This window comes from Nonomuraea spiralis (assembly GCF_014648435.1).
Lineage (GTDB): Bacteria > Actinomycetota > Actinomycetes > Streptosporangiales > Streptosporangiaceae > Nonomuraea > Nonomuraea spiralis.
Genome location: NZ_BMRC01000014.1, coordinates 150,269 through 168,411, shown reverse-complemented (window position 1 = coordinate 168,411; position 18,143 = coordinate 150,269). Strand labels below are relative to the sequence as shown.

Below are 18,143 nucleotides of genomic sequence, written 5' to 3'. Positions count from 1 at the left end.
CCGAATCAATTCGGGCAATACCCGGATCCGTGGCGTCCTTTCCCCAACGAACCGCCATTTTCAGGCCGAGTCACCATCGATCACAGCAAAGCGCGCAATAAGCGGAAGCCCGAGAAGGCCGAGGGCGGCGAGCGCGGCGGGCAGCCCGAACGGGCCGGTCAGGCCCGCCACCAGCAGCGGGCTGATGACGAACCCGGTGTAGGAGACCGTGGAGACGCCCCACACCAGCGTCCCGGTGGGGTCGTCGGCGGCCGAACGGCTGAGCAGGGCCGGCACCAATGGCCCGAGCGTCAGCCCGGTCAGGGCGAAGCCCGCCAACGTCGTCGGCACGCCGCCGCCGAGCCCGGCCAGGCCGATCCCGGCCGCGCCTCCCACCCCCGCGACCAGGTACAACCCGCGCAGCGGCACCCGGGGCAACGCCTGGGCGGCCAGTCGCCCGGCCGTGAGCGCCGCCATGTAGACCGAGGGAGCGAGGCTGGCGGTCAGGGGGCCGGCGTCCCGGTGTTCCTCCAGCAGGAGCACCGACCACTGCTCGACCGCGTTCTCGATCACCAGCACACCCGCGGCCAGCGCCCCGAGCAGCAGCGCGAGCCCCCACAGCGCGCGCCTCTCGCTTGGGTCGCCGGAGGCGGCGGGCAGGCCGCGTCCGACCGCCAGGCCCGGCAGTGACAGGGACGTCGCCACCACCAGCAGCGCGATGACCACGAGCACGGTCCCGACGCCGATCCCCAGCGACCGGGCCAGCCCGGCGAGCGGCGCGGCCACGATGACCGCGACGGGGAAGGCCGCGTGCACCGGCTGGAAGAGCCGCCGCCCGCTCTCGCGTTCGACGCGGCCGGTGGTCAGGTTCAGTGTCACGTCGAGCGCGCCGCTGGCCGCGCCGAGCAACAGCAGCCCGGCCGCGAGCTGCCACAGCTCGGTGACCGCGGCGAGCCCCGCCACGGTCAGCCCGAACAGCGCGGTCGCGGCCGTCAGGGCCCGGCGCTCGCGCCCGCGCGCCAGCCGTCCGGTCAGCACCATCGCGGGCAGGGCTCCGAGCGGCACGGCGCTCAGCGCCGTGCCGAGCTCGGCCGCCGAGACGCCGAGCTCCAGCTTCACGGCCGGCAGCAACGCCGACCACGCCCCCCAGAACACGGCCCAGACGGCGGACACCGCGATGAGCGGCATTCACCAACCCCCTTGAATTACGGTTAAGTCTCCGTAAAGATCGACGACGTCCTTAATATCCCCCGTCGAAGGGAATATCGTGCTGACACGAACGGTCATCGCGGCCGGTCTGGTCGCCGCCGGTATCGCCGCCACCCCCGCCTCGGCCGCCGCCTCCACCGCTGCGGCCACCGAGTCGCCGGAGCAGGTCTGCGGTCCGGGCTACCACCGGGTCCAGGACGGCCACCGTGCGATGAAGACCCGCGAGGGTGCGGTGTTCGGGCACGTCTACCTGATGTACAACAAGCGCGCCGGCAAGAACTGCGTGGCCGCGATCAAGACCGCCTACCGCGGCAGCCGTACGGTCACCGGCGCCTCCATCGAGGTCCGCGGCGGCGGCCGGAGCGAGGACGTGCAGCGTTACCGCTTCTACGCCGAGACCGGCCACATCGACGGCAGCTGGAAGTGCGTGAAGTACGCGGGCTGGACGCGCGACCCGGACGGCCGAGTCGAGGCGTGGGGCGGCCGCAACTCCTGGGGCAACTGCGGGGGCTGAGCCGGAAATCCCGTCCTTCTCTCCGGAGCTGTCACAACCCGCCGGGCTGTCTCGTCCTGTGTCATGGAACCGACACCTAGGAGGATCGCATGACCCAGCGGATCGACATCGCCAAGCTCGCCCCGGAGGCGTACCGGGGGTTCCTGGCAGTGGAGAAGTACATGCACGACAGCGACCTGCCGGACGCCACGATCGAGCTGGTCAAGCTGCGCGCCAGCCAGATCAACGGCTGCGGCTACTGCGTGCACATGCACAGCGGCGACATGAAGAAGGCCGGGGAGAGCGACGAGCGGCTGTGGTCGGTCGTGGCCTGGCGGGAGGCCACGGTCTTCACCCCGGCCGAACGGGCGGCGCTGGCGCTGACCGAGGAGGCCACCCGGCTGGCCGACCGCGGCGAGGCCGTGCCGGACGAGGTGTGGCAGCAGGCGGCCGAGCACTACGACGACAAGCAGCTCGCCGCGCTCGTCGTGTCGATCGCGATGATCAACGCCTGGAACCGGGTCGGCGTGGCCACCCGCATGGTCCCCGGAACCTGACGCGGCCCGGCCGGCGCTCGCGCGGCGTCGTCCGTAGAAACGGCGTCGCCGTGGAAAGCGGCGTCGCCGTGGAAAGCGGCGTCGCCGTGGAAATGCGTTGAACGCACCTGTCAGGCCCGGTTAGGTTGGCGCGCAAGGCGGGTGGCCACCACCCGCCGAGCCGCCATCAGGCGCGATGCATGATCGCGGCGCTGGGAGGGGGAGGACCATGAAGCGGGTCAGAGTCCTGAAGTCGACGTCCAGAAGGCGTCCGCACCCGTCGGCCGAGCCGGATCTGCGCACCCCGTCGGGGCGCAAATTGCCCTATTAGTTACCCTTTACACCGAACTTACGGGTGTCTCGATAGACACAGAGGTAACAGAAACATCACGGGGGGGCTCACCATGAAGAGGCTTGCGGTGGTACCACCGCAGATTGCCAGGCACAAGATCCGCGACATCCGCGCGGCCGTCCGCCGCAGGAGGTCCGTGGTCGCCGACCCCAAGGTCGTCGACCTACGGGCCTACAGCGGCCGGAACGTCATCCGCTTCCCCGGCGGGCCGACACCCGCCGCGTAGCCGGCCCGCACACAGCCGGCCCGCACGTAGCCGGCCCGCGCGCCGAAGGCTCCCGACCGGCCTCCCCCCGCCGGACGGTCAGCCGTAGAGCCTCTTGGCGTACGACTCGCCGTAGTACGTCTCCAGCTGCTCCAGCGTCTCCTCCACGACCTGCAGCTCCTTGATCAGCTTGGCGTGCGAGGGCAGGACCGAGGGGTTCCAGGAGTCGGGCGTCCAGAGCTGCGAGCGCAGGAACGCCTTGGCGCAGTGGAAGAAGATCTGCTCGATCTCCACCACCAGGGCGAGCCGCGGCCGATGACCTTTGACGATCATCTCGTCGAAGAACGGCGCCTCGCGGACGAGCCGGGCGCGGCCGTTCACGCGCAGGGTCTCGTTGCGGCCGGGGATCACGAAGATCAGCCCCACGTGCGGGTTCTTCAACACGTTGAGGAACCCGTCGGCCCGGCGGTTGCCCGGACGGTCGGGGATGGCGATCGTGGTGTCGTCGATGACGTGCACGAATCCGGCCGGGTCGCCCTTGGGTGAGACGTCGCAATTGCCCTGCTCGTCGGAGGTGGCGATCAGGCAGAACGGGGATGCCGCGAGCCAGTCGCGGTCACGTGGGTGCAGCCGGACCCGTTCCTTGGTCACGGCCCTTGGCATGACCTCGCCCAGCAATTCCCGCAGTTCGTCCTCGGACTCGATCTCCGCCCAGCTCATCTGATCTCCTCTCGGGGGTTCCCGCCCGATTTTGTCAGGTGATCGGGGTCAGCATGCGGCGGGGTCCCCGCAGTACCACGCTGACCGGATCGTCCCGGTTGCCCTCCAGGCCCGGGCCGGGACGCACCTCGATCTCCTCCAGCCCGACGTACGCGCCGCAGGACGGGCACCGGGACACGGGGTCGAGCCGGGCGCCGCAGGTCGCGTGGTGGAACAGGCGGCGCGGCCCGGCCCCGCCGAGGTTGCGTTCGCCCCACTGGGACATGGCCAGCAGCGGCACCCACAACTCGCGGCCCATCGGGGTCAGGACGTACTCGTCGCGGGGCGGGTTGTCCTGGTAGCGGCTCCTGACCAGGACCCCGGCCTCGACCAGCGCGCCGAGCCGCTGGGACAGGACGGCCCTGGGGATGTCGAGGTGGGCCAGGAAGTCGCCGAAGCGGCGTACGCCGTACATGGCGTCGCGGACCACCAGGAGCGTCCACCGTTCGCCGATCACTTCCAGGGCCTTGGCCAGCGAGCAGTCCTGGCCTTCGTAGTTCTTGCCGAGTGCCATGGACCCCATGTTAGTTCATTCACCGAACCGTGTTACGGTCCACGAATGAGTTCAATGACCGAACTGACCCGGGTGCGGCCGGGCACGCTCGCCGTGGCGTCGGCGGCGCCGCTGCTGGTGCTGACGAACTACACCGTGCCGATGGTGACATTGCCGCAGACCGCCGCGTCCCTGGGCGCGGGGCCGACGGGACCGGTGTGGATGCTGGGCGGCATCTCGCTCGGGTTGTCGGCGCTGCTGCTGGTCTCCGGCGGGCTGGCCGACGACCACGGGCGGCGGCGGGTGCTGGTGTGGGGGTCGGCCGTACTGGCCGCCGCCGGGGTCGCGGCTGCCCTGAGCACGTCGGTCCTGGTGTTCGTGCTGGCCAGGCTGGCGCAGGGCGGGGCGAGCGCGGCCGTCCTGGCCGCCAGCCTCGGCATCGTCGGCCACGCCTACCCCTCGGGCGCCGAGCGGGTGCGCGCCACCAGCCTCTACGGCGCCATGATCGGCCTGGGCACCGCCGTCGGCCCGCTGGCCTCGGGCGTACTGGCCACGGCGACGAGCTGGCGGGCGGTGTACTGGGTGTTGTCGGGCGCCGCGCTCGCCCTCGCGGCTGCGTCGGCGCGGCTGCTGGCCGAGTCGCGCTCCCCTGCGCCCCGCCGGTTCGACGTGCCGGGTGTGGTGCTGCTCAGCCTGGGCGTGGCGGCGCTGGTGGCGGGCGTGACGGAGGGGCGCGCCGGCTGGGGACGGCCGGTCGTGGTCGGGGCGTTCGTGCTGGCGGTGGCGCTGGTGGCGGCGTTCGTGTCGGTGGAACGCCGGCGGGCCGAGCCGCTGCTCGACCTGGAGCTGTTCCGGCGGCCGGTGTTCCTGGTGGCCACGGGTGGGGCGCTGGTCGTCGGGGCGGCGGTCGTGGGCCTGCTCAGCTACCTGCCGACCGTGCTGCAGGCCGCCCACGGGCTGACGCCGCTGCAGACGGGCCTGCTGTTCTGCCTGTGGTCGGGCACGTCGTTCGTGGTGTCGCTGCTGTCCCGGCTCGTACGCCTGCGCACCGCCGCCCGCCTGGCCCTCGGCCTCGGCCTGACCGCGCTCGGGTTCGCCGGCCTGCTGGGCATGGGCGGCTCGCTGGACCTGCCGCTGGTCACGGCCGGGCTGCTGGTGAGCGGCGCGGGCTCCGGACTGATCAACTCCTCGATCACCCACCTGGCGATCGAGAGCGTGCCCGCCCACCGGGTCAGCATGGGCTCGGGCGCCAACAACACCGCCCGGTACGTCGGCTCCTCGCTAGGCGCGGCCGGCGTGGCCGCGCTCGTCGGCGCGTACGGCCTGGACGTGGGGACGACGGTCGCCGTGGCGGGCTGCGTCGTGCTGGCGGCGGCCACGGCGCTGGCCGCGCTGCTCACCCGGCCGTGAGCTACCAGCGTCTGGCCTGGGCCATCGAGTTCAGCAGCGCGTCGCGCTCGTCCGTGAACCTGTGCGGTTCCATGCCCTGCCGTTCGGCCCGCAGGTGCAGCATGGTCAGCTCGGTCGCCGCCTGCTGGTAGTCGCTCATCGCGCGGCCGAGCCCGGCGCCCCTGGCCCACTTGCGGGCCTCCTTGCGGCCCTTGAGCGTGCTCAGCATCCGCAGGTCGTCCTCGGCGACCAGGCCCGTCGAGGCGTAACCGGGCAGGTAGACGCCCATCTTGGAGATGAGCTGGCGGCGTTCGGCCACGGTCACGACGATGAGCAGGACGAGCGCCACCATGATCACCAGGTACGCCGTGCCGAGCCAGGCCAGCGACTGGGTGGAGGCGGCGCCGTTCCAGAGCCCGTGCAGGAAGACCGCGGCCAGGTAGCCCAGCGGGATCGCGGCGAACCTGGCGGGCGTGCGGCGGGTGAGCGCGTAGGCGACCCCGAGGCCGATCATCGAGGTGTAGATGGGATGGCCGAGCGGGTCGATCAGCCCCCTGAGCACGAACAGCCGCACCGCCGCGCCGGTGCCGTCCTGGCCGAAGGCGATCAGGTAGTAGCCGATGTTCTCCACGGCGGCGAAGCCGAGGCCCGCCATGGAGGCGTAGACGATGCCGTCGGTCAGGCCGTCGATCTCCTGTTTCCGGCGCAGGAGCAGCAGCAGCGCCGAGCCCTTGAGCGCCTCCTCGATCACCGGGGCCAGGAACACCGTGCCCACGTCGTTGACGAGCTGGGTGCCGTAGCCGGCCCGCAGGAACAGCGCCTGGCCCGCCAGCGTCAGCCCGACGCCCAGCACGATCGCCACGCCGCCGCCCCACGCGAAGGCGAAGGCGAGGTGCAGCTTGGGCTCGGGCTCCAGCCGGTCGAGCGAGAGCACGGCCGCCAGCAGTACCGGCAGCGGCGCGATGCCCAGCAGCGCCGACAACCCGAACCCGACCGGCCCGCCTTTGCGCAGCATGAGCCCCAGGACGATGAGGGCGATGACGCCCGAGACCACCAATCCGATCAGGAGGGCCTTGCTGGGTCTCTTGGCGGGCTGCGGTGCTGTCATGGGGGGCGCCTTTCTCCGACTCGGTGCACCTACTATGAGCGTTCCCGGCCGTCGCACACTTGACAGTCGCTTACATCACCGTGACTCGCGGTAATAGGGGTCGGCCACGACGGATTCCCCGTCCACGTACGAGTACACCTCGCGCCCGGAGACGAACACCCGCAGTGCTCTGCTCATGACGTCGAGCGGGTCGCCGGACCAGATCACCACGTCGCCGTCGAGGCCGGGCCGCAGCGCGCCCACGCGGTCGTCGATGCCCATGATGCGGGCCGGGTTGACGGTGATCGAGCGCAGGGCGGTGTCCCGGTCGAGCCCCTCCTTGACGGCGAGGGTGGCCTGGTGGACGAGGAAGTGGATGGGCACCACGGGATGGTCGGTGGTGATCGCCAGCTCGACCCCGGCACGCGCCAGGATGCCCGGGTTGCGCAGGGCGCGCTGCCGCAGCTCGACCTTCGACCGGCTGGTGAACAGCGGGCCGATGATGACGGGCACGTTCCGCTCGGCCAGCGTGTCGGCCAGCAGGTGGCCCTCGGTGCCGTGGTTGATGATCACCCGGTAGCCGAACTCGGCGGCCAGGCGCAGCGCGGTGGCGATGTCGTCGGCGCGGTGGGTGTGCTGGCACCACGGCAGCTCGCCGTCGAGCACCCGGACCAGGATCTCCAGCGTGCCGTCACGGTCGAACGGCTTGTCCTCACGCTCGGCCGCGGCCTTCCTCGCCTTGTAGTCCTGCGCCTTCATGAGCGCGTCGCGGATCACCGCGGCCACGCCCTGCCGGGTGGAGGGCAGCTTCTTCTGGTCCCCGTAGACGCGCTTGGGGTTCTCCCCCAGCGCGCTCTTCACGCTCACCGGCTCCTTGACCAGCATCTCGTCGACGGACCTGCCCCAGCACTTGACCGCGACCGTCTGGCCGCCGATCGGGTTGCCGGACCCCGGCTTGATCACGGCCGTGGTGACGCCGCCGGACAGCGCGTCGGCGAAGCCCTGGTCGGCCGGGTTGATGGCGTCGAGGGCGCGCAGCCGGGCGCCGTTGGGGTCGGTCATCTCGTTGGTGTCGTCGCCGGCCCAGCCTTCGGCCTCCTCGTACACGCCGAGGTGGCCGTGCGCCTCGACGAAACCGGGCAGCACCCAGCCGCCGCCCGCGTCCACGACGGTCGCCGACTCGGGGATCTCCACGTCCCTGCCCACCGCGACGATCTTTCCGTCCGCGACGAGGACGGTGGCGTCCTCGATGGGGTCGCCGTCGACGGGCACGACATATCCGTGGGTGATGGCAAGAGTCATGGCGGCAACTTACAGTCACCTCGGTTCTGGGCCTAAAGCCTGGACCGATAACCATGTTTCGGGCATGCTTGTCGAGATCTTGAGTCAAGGCCAACCGAAAGGGACGTACTAGTGCGTATGCCGTCAAAGGCAATCCTTCTCACGGCGGCGATCGGCCTCAGCGGCGTTGTCGCGGCCCCGGCGAACGCCACGGCCGCGAGCAGCCCGCAGAGCATCTGCGGCTCCGGCTTCGGGCTGATCTCCGACGGCACGAAGCCCGTCAAGACCCAGAGCGGCCAGCGCTACGGCACGGTCTACCTGCTCTACAACCGCGGGACCGGCGAGAACTGCGTCGTCACGATCAAGTCGAGCTTCATCGGCTCAAAGACGCAGATGAGCGCCAGGCTCACCGTCATGCCCAAGGCGCGCAAGGACGAGAAGCAGGACCCGATCGTCCGCATGGACGCCGGCAAGTTCGGGCAGTACGCCGGGCCGGTCAAGTACTGGGCCAAGAGCGCCTGCGTGAAGTTCTGGGGCACGATCCAGGGGACCAACGGGCACATCGCGGGCGGTGGCCGTACCAGCTGGGGCAACTGCGGCTGAGCGCGTCCCGCGCGGGTAGGGCTGCCGCCATGCTGACCGAACTGTACGAGCGCTGGCTGCTCGAACTGTGGAACGGCGACCTCACCCTCGTGCCCGACCTGGTCACCCAGGAATTCGTCGGCCACTGGCCCGGCCTGGACGTGCACGGCCCCGAAGGGCTGGCCGAGGCGATCCGGCAGGGCCGCGAGCCGTTCGACGACGTCCGGGTCACGCTCGACGTGGGCCCGGCCGTCGACGGTGACCTGGTCGCCGCCCGGTGGACGTTCAGCGGCGCCTACCGGGGCGGCGGCCTGCCCGGCGCGAGCGCCCCGCCGGGCACCCGGATCTCGTTCTCCGGGCACGACCTCCTGCGTGCGACGGACGGACGATTCTCCGAATATTGGGTGATCTCCGACGCACAGTCACTCTCCCGACAACTCGGGATAGGCTGATATCTCCGCATCACGACGGGGGTCGAGGGATGTCACAGGAGGCAATAGGCGGTATGGGGGCGATGGGGGCACAGCCGCTGGAGCTGCCCGAGGAGGCTCTGTCGGCACTGCTCGCCGGCCAGCGCTTCGGCGCGCTCGCCACCAACGGCGCAGGCGGCCCCCCGCAACTGTCCACCGTGGTCTACACCTGGGACCCGCGGCCCCGGGTGGTGCGGATCTCGACCGTCGCCGACCGGCTCACGGTACGCCGCCTGCACAAGGACGCCCGCTGCGCGCTCTACGTCGCCAGCGACGACTTCGGCTCCTACGCCGTCGCCGAGGGCGAGGCCGAGCTGTCCCCCGTGAGCGACCGGCCGGGTGACGAGGTGGGGCTGGAGCTGCTGGCCATGCAGCCGTCGTTCGGCGACGCCGGGGGCGAGCTGGCGTTCCTGCACCGCATGGTCGCCGACCGCCGGCTGGTGGTCAGGATCAGGGTCAGGCGCCTCTACGGGACCCTGCTGCCGATGCCTTCCTGACGGCGCGCCGCCGGTTGTAGGCCACCATCGCGACCACGAGCAGGATCAGCGCCAGGTCGATGGCGGCCGACCAGCGCATGGCCCGCGCGTGGTGGCCGCCCTCGGCGACCGCGAAGTAGACCGCCCCGATCACGGCGACGCCGCCCGCGCCGGCAAACTGCTGCGCCGTGCTGAGCACCCCCGACCCGATGCCGGCCTGGTGCGGCGCGACCTCCACCAGCGCGGCGCCGATGAGCCGGGGCAGGACCAGGCCGTTGCCCGCCCCCACGAGCACGAGCGCGACCATGATGTACGGCAGCCCGCGCCCGGCCCCCACCACCAGCAGCGCCAGCCCGAGGGCGGTGACCAGGCCGCCCACCATGACGACGACGAGCCCGTACCGGCCGACCAGGCGGGTGCCCAGCAGCGAGGTCACGGTGAACAGCACGCCCATCGGCGCGAACGCCAGCCCCGCCTGGAACGCGGTGAGCCCGAGCCCGTTCTGCAGCAGCAGCGTCAGCGTGAACATGAACGAGGCGAAGTACGCCATGAACGCGACGATCGCGCCGACGCCCGCCAGGTAGGAGTGGACCTTGAGCAGGCCGAGGTCGAGCACCGGCTGCCCGCCGCGGGCGGCCAGGGTCCGCTGCCACCACCAGGTCAGCGCGAACACCGGCGCGCTCGCCGCCATGGCGCCCCACGTCCAGGCGGGCCAGCCCAGGCTGTTGCCCAGGCCCAGCGGCACCAGCAGCAACGCCAGCCCGGCGGCGAGGCCCGCCGCGCCCGGCAGGTCGAACCCGACCGCCTCGCGCGGGTCGGCCTCGGGCAGCAGCCATCGGGCCAGCGGCACGACGACCAGGCCGACCGGCAGGTTGATCAGGAAGATGACCCGCCAGCCTAGGCCGAACACGTCGGCGGTCAGCAGCAGGCCGCCGAGCACCTGGCCGGCGATGGAGCCGAGGCCGCCGGCGGCGCCGTACCAGCCGATGGCGCGGCCGCGCCGCTCCGGCGGGTAGACGGCCGAGATCATGGCCAGCACCTGGGGCACCATGACGGCGCCCGCCAGGCCCTGGAGCAGGCGGGCGGCCACCAGCCAGGCCGCGCCCGGGGCGAGCCCGCACAACACCGAGGCGACGGTGAAGCCGGCCACGCCGTAGACGAAGAGGCGCCGGTAGCCGTAGCGGTCGCCGAGCCGGCCGCCGGTGATCATGCCCGCGGCGTACGTGAAGGCGTACCCGGCCACGATCAGCTCCAGGGCCGCCGGACCGGCGCGCAGGTCGTGCTCGATGGCGGGCGCGGCCACGTTGACCACGAAGAAGTCGAACTGGGCCATGAACCAGGCCGACAGCAGGACCGGCAGTACCCCTCTCATCTTGTCAGGCTAGATCAGCCGGGCTCTTGCAAGTTCAGTGGGACGGGCTTACTATCCGCGTAATTGTTAGGAAACTTTCTTTAAAGAAAGGTCCTTGACGTGCGCCGATTAGTCACCCCCCTGATCGCCGTTCTCGTGATCATCGGCATGTGCACCCTTCCCGCACAGGCCGCGAGCCGCCTCATCGCCACGTTCTCCCTCTCCGGGAACACCGGCACCTTCCTCGTGAACAACCCCGGCACGACCGCCGTCAGCGGCTGGTCGATCGTCTTCGAACTGCCGTCCGGGGTCACCGCGAGCAATCCCCAGAACGCCACCATCCGCCAGAACGGCACCAAGGTGACGCTCACCCCCGCTTTCTATATCAACACCGTGCAAGCGGGGAAGAACACCGAGCCGTACAGTCCCAAGGTCACGCTGAGCTCGGCCGTCCAGCCGACGAACTGCCTGATCAACGGCGCCAACTGCGACGGCACCGGAGGTGACCCGCCCGCCAAGCCGCCGGTCAGCGCCACGTACGACGTGAGCGGCACCTCGGCCAAGTTCATCGTCGCCAACAACAGCACCACCGCGCTGAACGGCTGGTCGATCGTCTTCGACCTGCCCGCCGGCGTCACCGCGAGCAACGCCTCGAACGGCTCGCTCACCCAGAGCGGACGGACCGTCACCCTGACTCCCGTCCACTACAACACGACCGTGAACGCGGGCGCGACCACCGAGCCGTACAGCCCGAGCTTCACCGTGAGCACGGCCAACGCCGAGCCGACGAGCTGCCGGATCAACGACGTCAACTGCGACGGCACCCCCGACGCGCCGCCCGGCGCCCCCGGGAACCTGCGCTCGCCGGTCAGGACCACCAAGACCGTCTCCCTCGCCTGGGACGCCGCCACCCAGGGCAGCCTCCCCATCGTCGGGTACGAGATCTACAACGGCACGGCCCTGGCCGCCTCGGTCACCGAGACCTCGGGCACCGTCTCCGGCCTGACGCCGAACACCGAGTACACCTTCACCGTCAAGGCCAAGGACCGCAAGGGCACGCTCTCGGCCGCCTCCGCACCGGTGAAGGTCACCACCCGCAACCCGGCCGACGACACGCAGGCGCCCACGGTTCCGTCGGGCCTGCGCAGCACGGCCAAGTCGTCCAGCAGCGTCACCCTGGCCTGGACGGCCTCCACCGACAACTCCGGCGTGGCCAACTACGACGTCTTCGTCGGCCCGACCCTGGCCACGACCGTCACGGGCACCACGGCGGTCGTCTCCGGCCTGTCCCCCTCGACCGAGTACCCCTTCACGGTCAAGGCCCGCGACCTGTACGACAACGTCTCCGCCGCCTCCGCCGAGGTGAAGGTGACGACGTCGGACATCGTCGAGACCGGGTACGCCCGCGTCGGCTACTTCGTGCAGTGGGGCATCTACGGCCGCCAGTACTTCGTCCGCAACCTGGACACCACCGGCGCCGCGGCGAAGCTGACCCACATCAACTACGCCTTCGCCAACATCGATCCGAGGAACCTGACCTGCCTCCAGGGCGTCACCAAGGGCACCACGTCCGACCCGCAGGACCCGAGCCAGGGCGACGGCGCCGGTGACGCCGAGGCCGACTACGGCAGGCCGTTCAGCTCCGCCCAGTCGGTGGACGGTGTCGCCGACACCGGCTGGGAGAAGCTCCAGGGCAACTTCAACCAGCTCAAGAAGCTCAAGGCGAAGTACCCGAACCTGAAGGTGCTGATCTCGCTCGGCGGCTGGACGTACTCCAAGTACTTCTCCGACGTGGCGGCGACCGACGCCTCGCGCAAGAAGTTCGCGGCCTCCTGCATCGACACCTACATCAAGGGCAACCTGCCCGACTACAACGGCAAGGGCGGGCCGGGCACGGCCGCCGGCATCTTCGACGGCATCGACCTCGACTGGGAGTGGCCGGGCGCCGAAGGGCACGCGGGCAACCACATCAGTCCGAACGACAAGGCCAACAACACGCTGCTCATCGCCGAGTTCCGCCGCCAGCTCGACGCGCTGACGACGACGACCGGCAAGCGGTACCAGCTCACGGCGTTCACCCCGGCCGACCCGGCCAAGATCGCCGCCGGCTGGGACCTGCCCGAGGTCGCCAAGTCGCTGGACATCTTCAACATCCAGGGCTACGACTTCCACGGCGCGGGCAGCGACAACTCCTGGGAGCCGAACCGCACCGGCCACCAGGGCAACCTGTACCTCGACGCGGACAGTCCGTACAACCCGGACTTCAGCGTGGAGAAGGCCGTGAACGTCTACCTCCAGGCAGGCGTCAACCCGCGCAAGCTCACCATCGGCCTGGCCTACTACGGCCGCGGCTGGCAGCAGGTGACCGACGGCGGCAAGAACGGCGAATGGCAGGACGCGCACGGCGCCGCGCCCGGCCAGTTCCAGGAGGAGGCGGGCACGCGCGGCTACAGCAACCTGCTCGCCATGGTCCCCGGCTGCACGATCCGGCACGACGAGGTCGCCGTGGCCACCTACTGCTACACCGGGAACAACGGGCAGTGGTGGTCGTTCGACGACGCCTGGTCGATCGGCAAGAAGACCGCCTGGCTGAAGAGCAAGGGGCTGCTGGGCGCGATGATCTGGGAGATGTCCGGTGACCCCGGCGTCCTGACCACCGCGCTGGACGCAGGTCTGAGGTAACACCAGCACACAGAAGGGGCGGACCGCCGGGGGGCGGGCCGCCCCTTTCGACGTTCCGGCGTGCGTTCCGGCGCGTGTTCCGGCCGCTGTACCGGCGGGTGTACCGGCGTGTCGAAGGCTCATCGGACGGGCACCTCTGCGTTACTCTGCCCTCAACTGACAGTCATCCGGCCTTGTCACGGTCGAGTTTGTCGGTCTCTCCCCAACCGAGGAGATCCATGTTCCGGCGACTCGCCCTGTTCCTGCCCCTCGCCCTCCTCCCCCTGGCCTCTCCGCCCGCCACCGCGTCGGCCACCGCGTCGGCCACAGTGGTCAACGTCGCCCATCGGGGCGCTTCGGCGTACGCGCCGGAGAACACCATCGCCGCCTTCCAGCTCGCCGCCCGCCAGGGGGCCGACATGTTCGAGCTGGACGTCCAGGAGACCAAGGACCACGAGCTGGTCCTGATGCACGACACCACCCTCGCCCGGACCACCGACGCCGAACGTGTCCTGCCCGGCCTGGCCCCCTGGCGGGTACGCGACCTCACGCTGGCGCAGATCCGCAGGCTGGACGCGGGTTCCTGGTTCGACCGGGAGTACACCGGCGAACGGGTCCCGACCCTGCGCGAGGCGCTGCGCGCGATGGCCGGCACCGGACTCGGCCTGCTGCTGGAGGTCAAGGAGCCGAGGCTCTACCCGGACATCGAGTCCCGCGTCGTCCGCGCGCTGCGCGACGAGCCCGCCTGGCTCGTGCCCGGACGGCTGGTGGCGCAGTCGTTCGACTGGGACTCGATGCGCGCCTTCCACCAGTTGCTGCCCGAAGTCCCGATCGGCCTGCTCGGCACGCCGGACACCGCCGCGCTGCCCGACCTGGCCAAGTTCGCCGACCACGTCAATCCGCCGTACACCGCGCTCACCTCGTCGTACGTGAAACGCGCCCACGAACTCGGCATGAAGGTCTTCACCTGGACCGTGGACAGTCCGGACGTCATGCGGCGCCTGCTGACGTACAACGTGGACGGCATCATCACCGACAAACCAGACGTCCTACGCGACCTAACCCTGTAAGCGACGGCTGAACCGCTGGAATACGAACGGGGATCCGGGTCATGACCCGGATCCCCGTTCTCACCCCTGCCGGCTCCTCAAGCCGTCAGTACGTGTCGTCGCGTCAGCTGCAACCGCTGGTCGAACCGCAACCCTCGCACACGTAGCAGCTTCCGGCGGGCCGCATCTTGGTGCCGCAGGTCATGCAGAGCGGCGCGTCGGCCGTGAAGCGCTGGTGGCTCTCCAGCGTCAGCTCCTTGACCGGCTGCTCCTTCGGCTTCTCCTCGATGGGCGCCGACTGGGCCAGCGCCTCGCGGTCGACCGCCTCCTGCAGCGCAGCTGGGTCCTCGCCACGCTGCTGCGCGGCGCGCTCGGCCGCCGAGAAGATGCCCAGGGCCGCCCGCTCGTCGTACGGCAGGTGGTCGAGGGCCAGGCGACGGAAGATGTAGTCCATCACCGACGTGGCCATCCGGATGTCCGGGTCGTCCGTCATGCCCGCCGGCTCGAACCGCATGTTCACGAACTTGCTCATGTACGTCTCCAGCGGCACCCCGTACTGGAGGCCGATGGAGATCGCCACCGAGAAGGCGTCCATGACGCCCGCCAGCGTCGAACCCTGCTTGGACATCTTGAGGAAGACCTCGCCGAGCCCGTCGTCAGGGTAGGACGAAGCGGTCATGTAGCCCTTCGCGCCGCCCACGGTGAAGCGGGTGGTCATGCTGGGGCGCTGGTTGGGCATGCGCCGCCGGGTCGGCCGGTTGACCTCGATGACCTTGACCTCGGGCTCGGCGGCCTTCGGCTCGTCCTTCTTGGCGCCGTTGCCGACCGACAGCGGCTGGCCGACCTTGCAGTTGTCGCGGTAGACGGCCAGGGCCTTGAGGCCGAGCTTCCAGCCCTCCATGTAGACCTGCTCGATGTCGTCGATCGTCGCCGACTCCGGCAGGTTGACGGTCTTGGAGATGGCGCCGGACAGGAACGGCTGGGCCGCCGCCATCATCCGCACGTGGCCCATCGGCGCGATGGCCCGCTCGCCCATCGCGCAGTCGAACACCTCGTAGTGCTCCTTGCGCAGGCCGGGGGCGTCGACCACGTGGCCGTGCTCGGAGATGTACTCGACGATCGCCTCGATCTGCTCCTGCTGGTAGCCGAGCTGCTTGAGCGCCCGCGGGATCGTCTGGTTGACGATCTGCATCGAGCCGCCGCCGACCAGCTTCTTGAACTTGACCAGCGCGAGGTCCGGCTCGATGCCGGTGGTGTCGCAGTCCATCATCAGGCCGATGGTGCCGGTGGGCGCGAGGAGGCTGGCCTGGGCGTTGCGGTAGCCGTTCTTCTCGCCGACCTTCAGGCACTCCGACCACTGGCGCGACGCCTCGGCGTGGATCTTCGCGTCCATGGTGCCGACCGCGCGCAGGTTGTCGTTGGCCGCGGCGTGCTTGCGCATGACGCGCTTGTGCGGCTCGGCGTTGCGGGCATAACCGTCGTACGCCCCCACCACCCCGGCCAGCTCGGCGCTGCGCCGGTAGGACACACCGGTCATCAGCGACGTGATCGCCCCGGCCACCGCGCGCCCGCCGTCGGAGTCGTAGGCGTGGCCCGTGGCCATGAGCAGCGCGCCCAGGTTGGCGTAGCCGATGCCGAGCTGGCGGTAGGCCCGCGTGGTCTCGCCGATCTTCTCGGTCGGGAAGTCGGCGAAGGTGATCGAGATGTCCATCGCGGTGATGATCAGCTCGGTCAGCTTGACGAAGTCGGCGACGTTGAAGGAGTTGTCGTCCTTCAGGAACTTCAGCAGGTTGATGCTGGCCAGGTTGCACGAGGAGTTGTCCAGGTGCACGTACTCGGAGCACGGGTTGCTGGCGGTGATCCGGCCGGTCTCCGGCGTGGTGTGCCAGTCGTTGATCGTGTCGTCGTACTGCAGGCCCGGGTCGGCGCACTCCCAGGCGGCCTTGGCCATCTTGCGGAACAGGTCTTGAGCGTCGACCTTCTCGATGATCTCGCCGGTCAGGCGGGCACGCAGGCCGAACTCCTCGCCCTTCTCCACCGCCTTCATGAACTCGTCCGAGACGCGCACCGAGTTGTTGGCGTTCTGGTACTGGACGGAGACGATGTCCTTGCCGCCCAGGTCCATGTCGAAACCGGCGTCACGCAGGGCGCGGACCTTGTCCTCCTCGCGCGCCTTGGTCTCGATGAACTCCTCGATGTCGGGGTGGTCGACGTCGAGCACGACCATCTTGGCCGCCCGGCGTGTCGCGCCGCCCGACTTGATCGTGCCCGCGGAGGCATCCGCGCCGCGCATGAAGCTGACCGGGCCGCTGGCCGTGCCGCCGCTGGAGAGCAGCTCCTTGGACGAACGGATGCGGGACAGGTTGACCCCCGAACCCGAACCGCCCTTGAAGATCACGCCCTCTTCCTTGTACCACTCCAGGATCGACTCCATCTGGTCGTCCACGGAGAGGATGAAACACGCGCTGACCTGCTGCGGCGAGGCAGTGCCCACGTTGAACCAGACCGGCGAGTTGAACGCGAAGACCTGGTGGACCAGCGCGTGCTTGAGCTCGTGGTCGAAGATCTCGGCGTCCTCGTCGCTGGCGAAGTAGCCGTGCTCCACACCCGTCCTGGTGTAGACGCCGACGACCCGGTCCACGAGCTGCTTCAGGCTCCACTCGCGCTGCGGGGTGCCCACGGCGCCGCGGAAGTACTTGGTCGTCACGATGTTGGCGGCGTTCACCGACCAGAACTCGGGGAACTCGACGCCCCGCTGCTCGAAGTTGATCGAGCCGTCGCGCCAGTTCGTCATGACGACGTCACGGCGTTCCCACTGGATCTCGTCATACGGGTGCACGCCGGGCTTCGTGAAGATCCGCTTCATCCGCAACCCCTTACGCGGCCGCTTACCCCCGCGCGCCACTGAACCGCTGGCCGTGTCCGTCATGACTCCCCCTTCTCCGCCTTCAACTGTGAGATCTCGGCCTCGAAGTCCGCCAGGCTCTCGAAACCGCGATAAACCGATGCGAATCGCAAGTAGGCCACCTCGTCCAGCTCCCGCAGCGGGCCGAGGATCGCCAGGCCCACCTCGTTGGACGGCAGCTCGGCCGCGCCCTTGGCCCGGATGGCCTCCTCGACACGCTGCCCGAGCTGCGCCAGCGAGTCCTCACTGACCGGCCTGCCCTGACAGGCCCGCCGCACGCCCGCGACGACCTTGTCCCGCGAGAACGGCTCCGTCACCCCGCTGCGTTTGCTCACCATCAACAGGACGGTCTCCTGCGTGGTGAACCTGCGCCCGCACTCGGGACAGGTGCGGCGGCGCCTGATGGCCGCGCCGTCGTCCGTGGACCGGCTGTCGATGACCCTGGTGTCAGGGTGGCGACAGAACGGACAGTGCACGCTTCGCCTCCTTGACCCTGCCCGGCCCACCACACGCGTAAAACCCGCGCCGCGGTACGCTCGCGCACGCCCCATGGCTGACCATGGAGCGGTCACGGAAACACAAGGTGTGGTGAACCGACATCGGTGTAACTACTAGATGTTGTGGTCCAACCGTAGAAGCGCGCGACCATGAACGCAAGTTGAGCAACACCATCGAGCCGAAGTCGCTGATCAGCCCCTGAGTCACAGCCGTCCCGGGCGTGTCGCGCCTCCGACGCCACCACTTCCCGGCGGACGCGCCCCCACGCCACCCCGAGAACCACCAGGCCAAACAAGCTCCACAAAGGTACCGGAGCCCACACCCACTCCACCCACCTCCCACACCCCGCTCCCAAAGCCCGCACCCCC

Annotated in this window: 17 protein-coding genes; 9 read left to right on the top strand and 8 right to left on the bottom strand. The window is 70.0% G+C overall.

The genetic code is table 11. The features are described 5' to 3' along the window. Window positions 1–60 precede the first annotated feature (60 nt). Entirely contained in the window at window positions 61–1,167 is a 1,107-nt protein-coding gene (locus IEZ27_RS31610; protein ID WP_189650569.1) for an MFS transporter, read from the bottom strand. 79 nt (window positions 1,168–1,246) lie between these two features. On the opposite strand from IEZ27_RS31610, the gene IEZ27_RS31605 reads away from it, so the two are divergent. The 3 genes from IEZ27_RS31605 to IEZ27_RS31595 all read left to right on the top strand — a co-directional run bounded on the left by IEZ27_RS31605 (window position 1,247) and on the right by IEZ27_RS31595 (window position 2,795). Continuing rightward, on the top strand, window positions 1,247–1,702 hold the full coding sequence (locus tag IEZ27_RS31605) for a hypothetical protein (RefSeq protein WP_189650568.1): 456 nt from the start codon (window positions 1,247–1,249) through the stop codon (window positions 1,700–1,702). An 89-nt stretch (window positions 1,703–1,791) separates the two neighbouring features. Continuing rightward, window positions 1,792–2,238, top strand: a complete 447-nt coding sequence (locus tag IEZ27_RS31600) for a carboxymuconolactone decarboxylase family protein (RefSeq protein WP_189650567.1) — start codon at window positions 1,792–1,794, stop codon at window positions 2,236–2,238. A gap of 398 nt (window positions 2,239–2,636) precedes the next feature. Continuing rightward, window positions 2,637–2,795 carry a hypothetical protein gene (locus IEZ27_RS31595; RefSeq protein ID WP_189650659.1) on the top strand — a complete coding sequence of 53 codons (159 nt, stop codon included), beginning with the start codon at window positions 2,637–2,639 and terminating at the stop codon, window positions 2,793–2,795. 78 nt (window positions 2,796–2,873) lie between these two features. On the opposite strand, the gene IEZ27_RS31590 is transcribed toward IEZ27_RS31595, so the two are convergent. Together IEZ27_RS31590 and IEZ27_RS31585 are read right to left on the bottom strand one after the other, a co-directional pair. After that, window positions 2,874–3,494, bottom strand: a complete 621-nt coding sequence (locus tag IEZ27_RS31590; protein ID WP_189650566.1) for a pyridoxamine 5'-phosphate oxidase family protein — start codon at window positions 3,492–3,494, stop codon at window positions 2,874–2,876. A gap of 34 nt (window positions 3,495–3,528) precedes the next feature. Further along, window positions 3,529–4,047, bottom strand: a complete 519-nt coding sequence (locus tag IEZ27_RS31585) for a winged helix-turn-helix transcriptional regulator (RefSeq protein ID WP_125639725.1) — start codon at window positions 4,045–4,047, stop codon at window positions 3,529–3,531. A 54-nt stretch (window positions 4,048–4,101) separates the two neighbouring features. Here IEZ27_RS31585 and IEZ27_RS31580 point away from each other — a divergent pair, with 54 nt between their 5' ends. After that, a complete protein-coding gene (locus IEZ27_RS31580) occupies window positions 4,102–5,436 on the top strand; it encodes an MFS transporter (RefSeq protein ID WP_229824525.1) in 1,335 nt (444 codons plus the stop codon). A gap of 1 nt (window position 5,437) precedes the next feature. Here IEZ27_RS31580 and IEZ27_RS31575 read toward each other — a convergent pair whose 3' ends face one another. Together IEZ27_RS31575 and IEZ27_RS31570 are read right to left on the bottom strand one after the other, a co-directional pair. Continuing rightward, window positions 5,438–6,523 (bottom strand): PrsW family intramembrane metalloprotease, encoded by a 1,086-nt coding sequence (locus IEZ27_RS31575; protein WP_189650565.1) that lies wholly within the window; start codon window positions 6,521–6,523, stop codon window positions 5,438–5,440. 75 nt (window positions 6,524–6,598) lie between these two features. Beyond that, the gene (locus IEZ27_RS31570) at window positions 6,599–7,804 is read right to left on the bottom strand and encodes an amidohydrolase (protein WP_189650564.1); all 1,206 of its coding nucleotides are present in this window, start codon (window positions 7,802–7,804) and stop codon (window positions 6,599–6,601) included. Between the two features lie 117 nt (window positions 7,805–7,921). On the opposite strand from IEZ27_RS31570, the gene IEZ27_RS31565 reads away from it, so the two are divergent. The 3 genes from IEZ27_RS31565 (at window position 7,922) to IEZ27_RS31555 (ending at window position 9,332) form a co-directional block, all read left to right on the top strand. Further along, the gene (locus tag IEZ27_RS31565; RefSeq protein ID WP_189650563.1) at window positions 7,922–8,386 is read left to right on the top strand and encodes a hypothetical protein; all 465 of its coding nucleotides are present in this window, start codon (window positions 7,922–7,924) and stop codon (window positions 8,384–8,386) included. Window positions 8,387–8,415: 29 nt separating this feature from the next. Beyond that, on the top strand, window positions 8,416–8,817 hold the full coding sequence (locus IEZ27_RS31560; protein WP_189650562.1) for an ester cyclase: 402 nt from the start codon (window positions 8,416–8,418) through the stop codon (window positions 8,815–8,817). Between the two features lie 62 nt (window positions 8,818–8,879). Beyond that, a complete protein-coding gene (locus tag IEZ27_RS31555) occupies window positions 8,880–9,332 on the top strand; it encodes a pyridoxamine 5'-phosphate oxidase family protein (protein ID WP_189650561.1) in 453 nt (150 codons plus the stop codon). Here IEZ27_RS31555 and IEZ27_RS31550 read toward each other — a convergent pair. Continuing rightward, window positions 9,292–10,683, bottom strand: coding sequence for an MFS transporter (locus IEZ27_RS31550; protein WP_189650560.1), 1,392 nt, complete (start codon window positions 10,681–10,683; stop codon window positions 9,292–9,294). The genes IEZ27_RS31555 and IEZ27_RS31550 overlap by 41 nt on opposite strands. Before the next feature lie 99 nt (window positions 10,684–10,782). Here IEZ27_RS31550 and IEZ27_RS31545 point away from each other — a divergent pair, with 99 nt between their 5' ends. Together IEZ27_RS31545 and IEZ27_RS31540 are read left to right on the top strand one after the other, a co-directional pair. After that, the gene (locus IEZ27_RS31545) at window positions 10,783–13,344 is read left to right on the top strand and encodes a glycosyl hydrolase family 18 protein (RefSeq protein ID WP_229824524.1); all 2,562 of its coding nucleotides are present in this window, start codon (window positions 10,783–10,785) and stop codon (window positions 13,342–13,344) included. A gap of 218 nt (window positions 13,345–13,562) precedes the next feature. Beyond that, window positions 13,563–14,393, top strand: a complete 831-nt coding sequence (locus IEZ27_RS31540) for a glycerophosphodiester phosphodiesterase (RefSeq protein WP_189650559.1) — start codon at window positions 13,563–13,565, stop codon at window positions 14,391–14,393. A gap of 103 nt (window positions 14,394–14,496) precedes the next feature. Here IEZ27_RS31540 and IEZ27_RS31535 read toward each other — a convergent pair whose 3' ends face one another. Together IEZ27_RS31535 and nrdR are read right to left on the bottom strand one after the other, a co-directional pair. Then, complete coding sequence (locus tag IEZ27_RS31535) at window positions 14,497–17,301, bottom strand: vitamin B12-dependent ribonucleotide reductase (RefSeq protein WP_189650558.1); 2,805 nt, start codon at window positions 17,299–17,301, stop codon at window positions 14,497–14,499. Then, complete coding sequence (gene nrdR / locus IEZ27_RS31530) at window positions 17,298–17,753, bottom strand: transcriptional regulator NrdR (RefSeq protein ID WP_103955744.1); 456 nt, start codon at window positions 17,751–17,753, stop codon at window positions 17,298–17,300. The genes IEZ27_RS31535 and nrdR overlap by 4 nt, the downstream gene beginning before the upstream one ends. Between the last annotated feature and the right edge of the window lie 390 nt (window positions 17,754–18,143).

Bases quoted from the DNA above. Each gene is read 5' to 3' on its own strand.
- IEZ27_RS31610 (WP_189650569.1), bottom strand. From the start codon at position 1,167: ATGCCGCTCATCGCGGTGTCCGCCGTCTGGGCCGTGTTCTGGGGGGCG.
- IEZ27_RS31600 (WP_189650567.1), top strand. From the start codon at position 1,792: ATGACCCAGCGGATCGACATCGCCAAGCTCGCCCCGGAGGCGTACCGG.
- IEZ27_RS31590 (WP_189650566.1), bottom strand. From the start codon at position 3,494: ATGAGCTGGGCGGAGATCGAGTCCGAGGACGAACTGCGGGAATTGCTG.
- IEZ27_RS31585 (WP_125639725.1), bottom strand. From the start codon at position 4,047: ATGGCACTCGGCAAGAACTACGAAGGCCAGGACTGCTCGCTGGCCAAG.
- IEZ27_RS31580 (WP_229824525.1), top strand. From the start codon at position 4,102: ATGACCGAACTGACCCGGGTGCGGCCGGGCACGCTCGCCGTGGCGTCG.
- IEZ27_RS31575 (WP_189650565.1), bottom strand. From the start codon at position 6,523: ATGACAGCACCGCAGCCCGCCAAGAGACCCAGCAAGGCCCTCCTGATC.
- IEZ27_RS31570 (WP_189650564.1), bottom strand. From the start codon at position 7,804: ATGACTCTTGCCATCACCCACGGATATGTCGTGCCCGTCGACGGCGAC.
- IEZ27_RS31565 (WP_189650563.1), top strand. From the start codon at position 7,922: ATGCCGTCAAAGGCAATCCTTCTCACGGCGGCGATCGGCCTCAGCGGC.
- IEZ27_RS31560 (WP_189650562.1), top strand. From the start codon at position 8,416: ATGCTGACCGAACTGTACGAGCGCTGGCTGCTCGAACTGTGGAACGGC.
- IEZ27_RS31555 (WP_189650561.1), top strand. From the start codon at position 8,880: ATGGGGGCACAGCCGCTGGAGCTGCCCGAGGAGGCTCTGTCGGCACTG.
- IEZ27_RS31550 (WP_189650560.1), bottom strand. From the start codon at position 10,683: ATGAGAGGGGTACTGCCGGTCCTGCTGTCGGCCTGGTTCATGGCCCAG.
- IEZ27_RS31540 (WP_189650559.1), top strand. From the start codon at position 13,563: ATGTTCCGGCGACTCGCCCTGTTCCTGCCCCTCGCCCTCCTCCCCCTG.
- IEZ27_RS31535 (WP_189650558.1), bottom strand. From the start codon at position 17,301: ATGACGGACACGGCCAGCGGTTCAGTGGCGCGCGGGGGTAAGCGGCCG.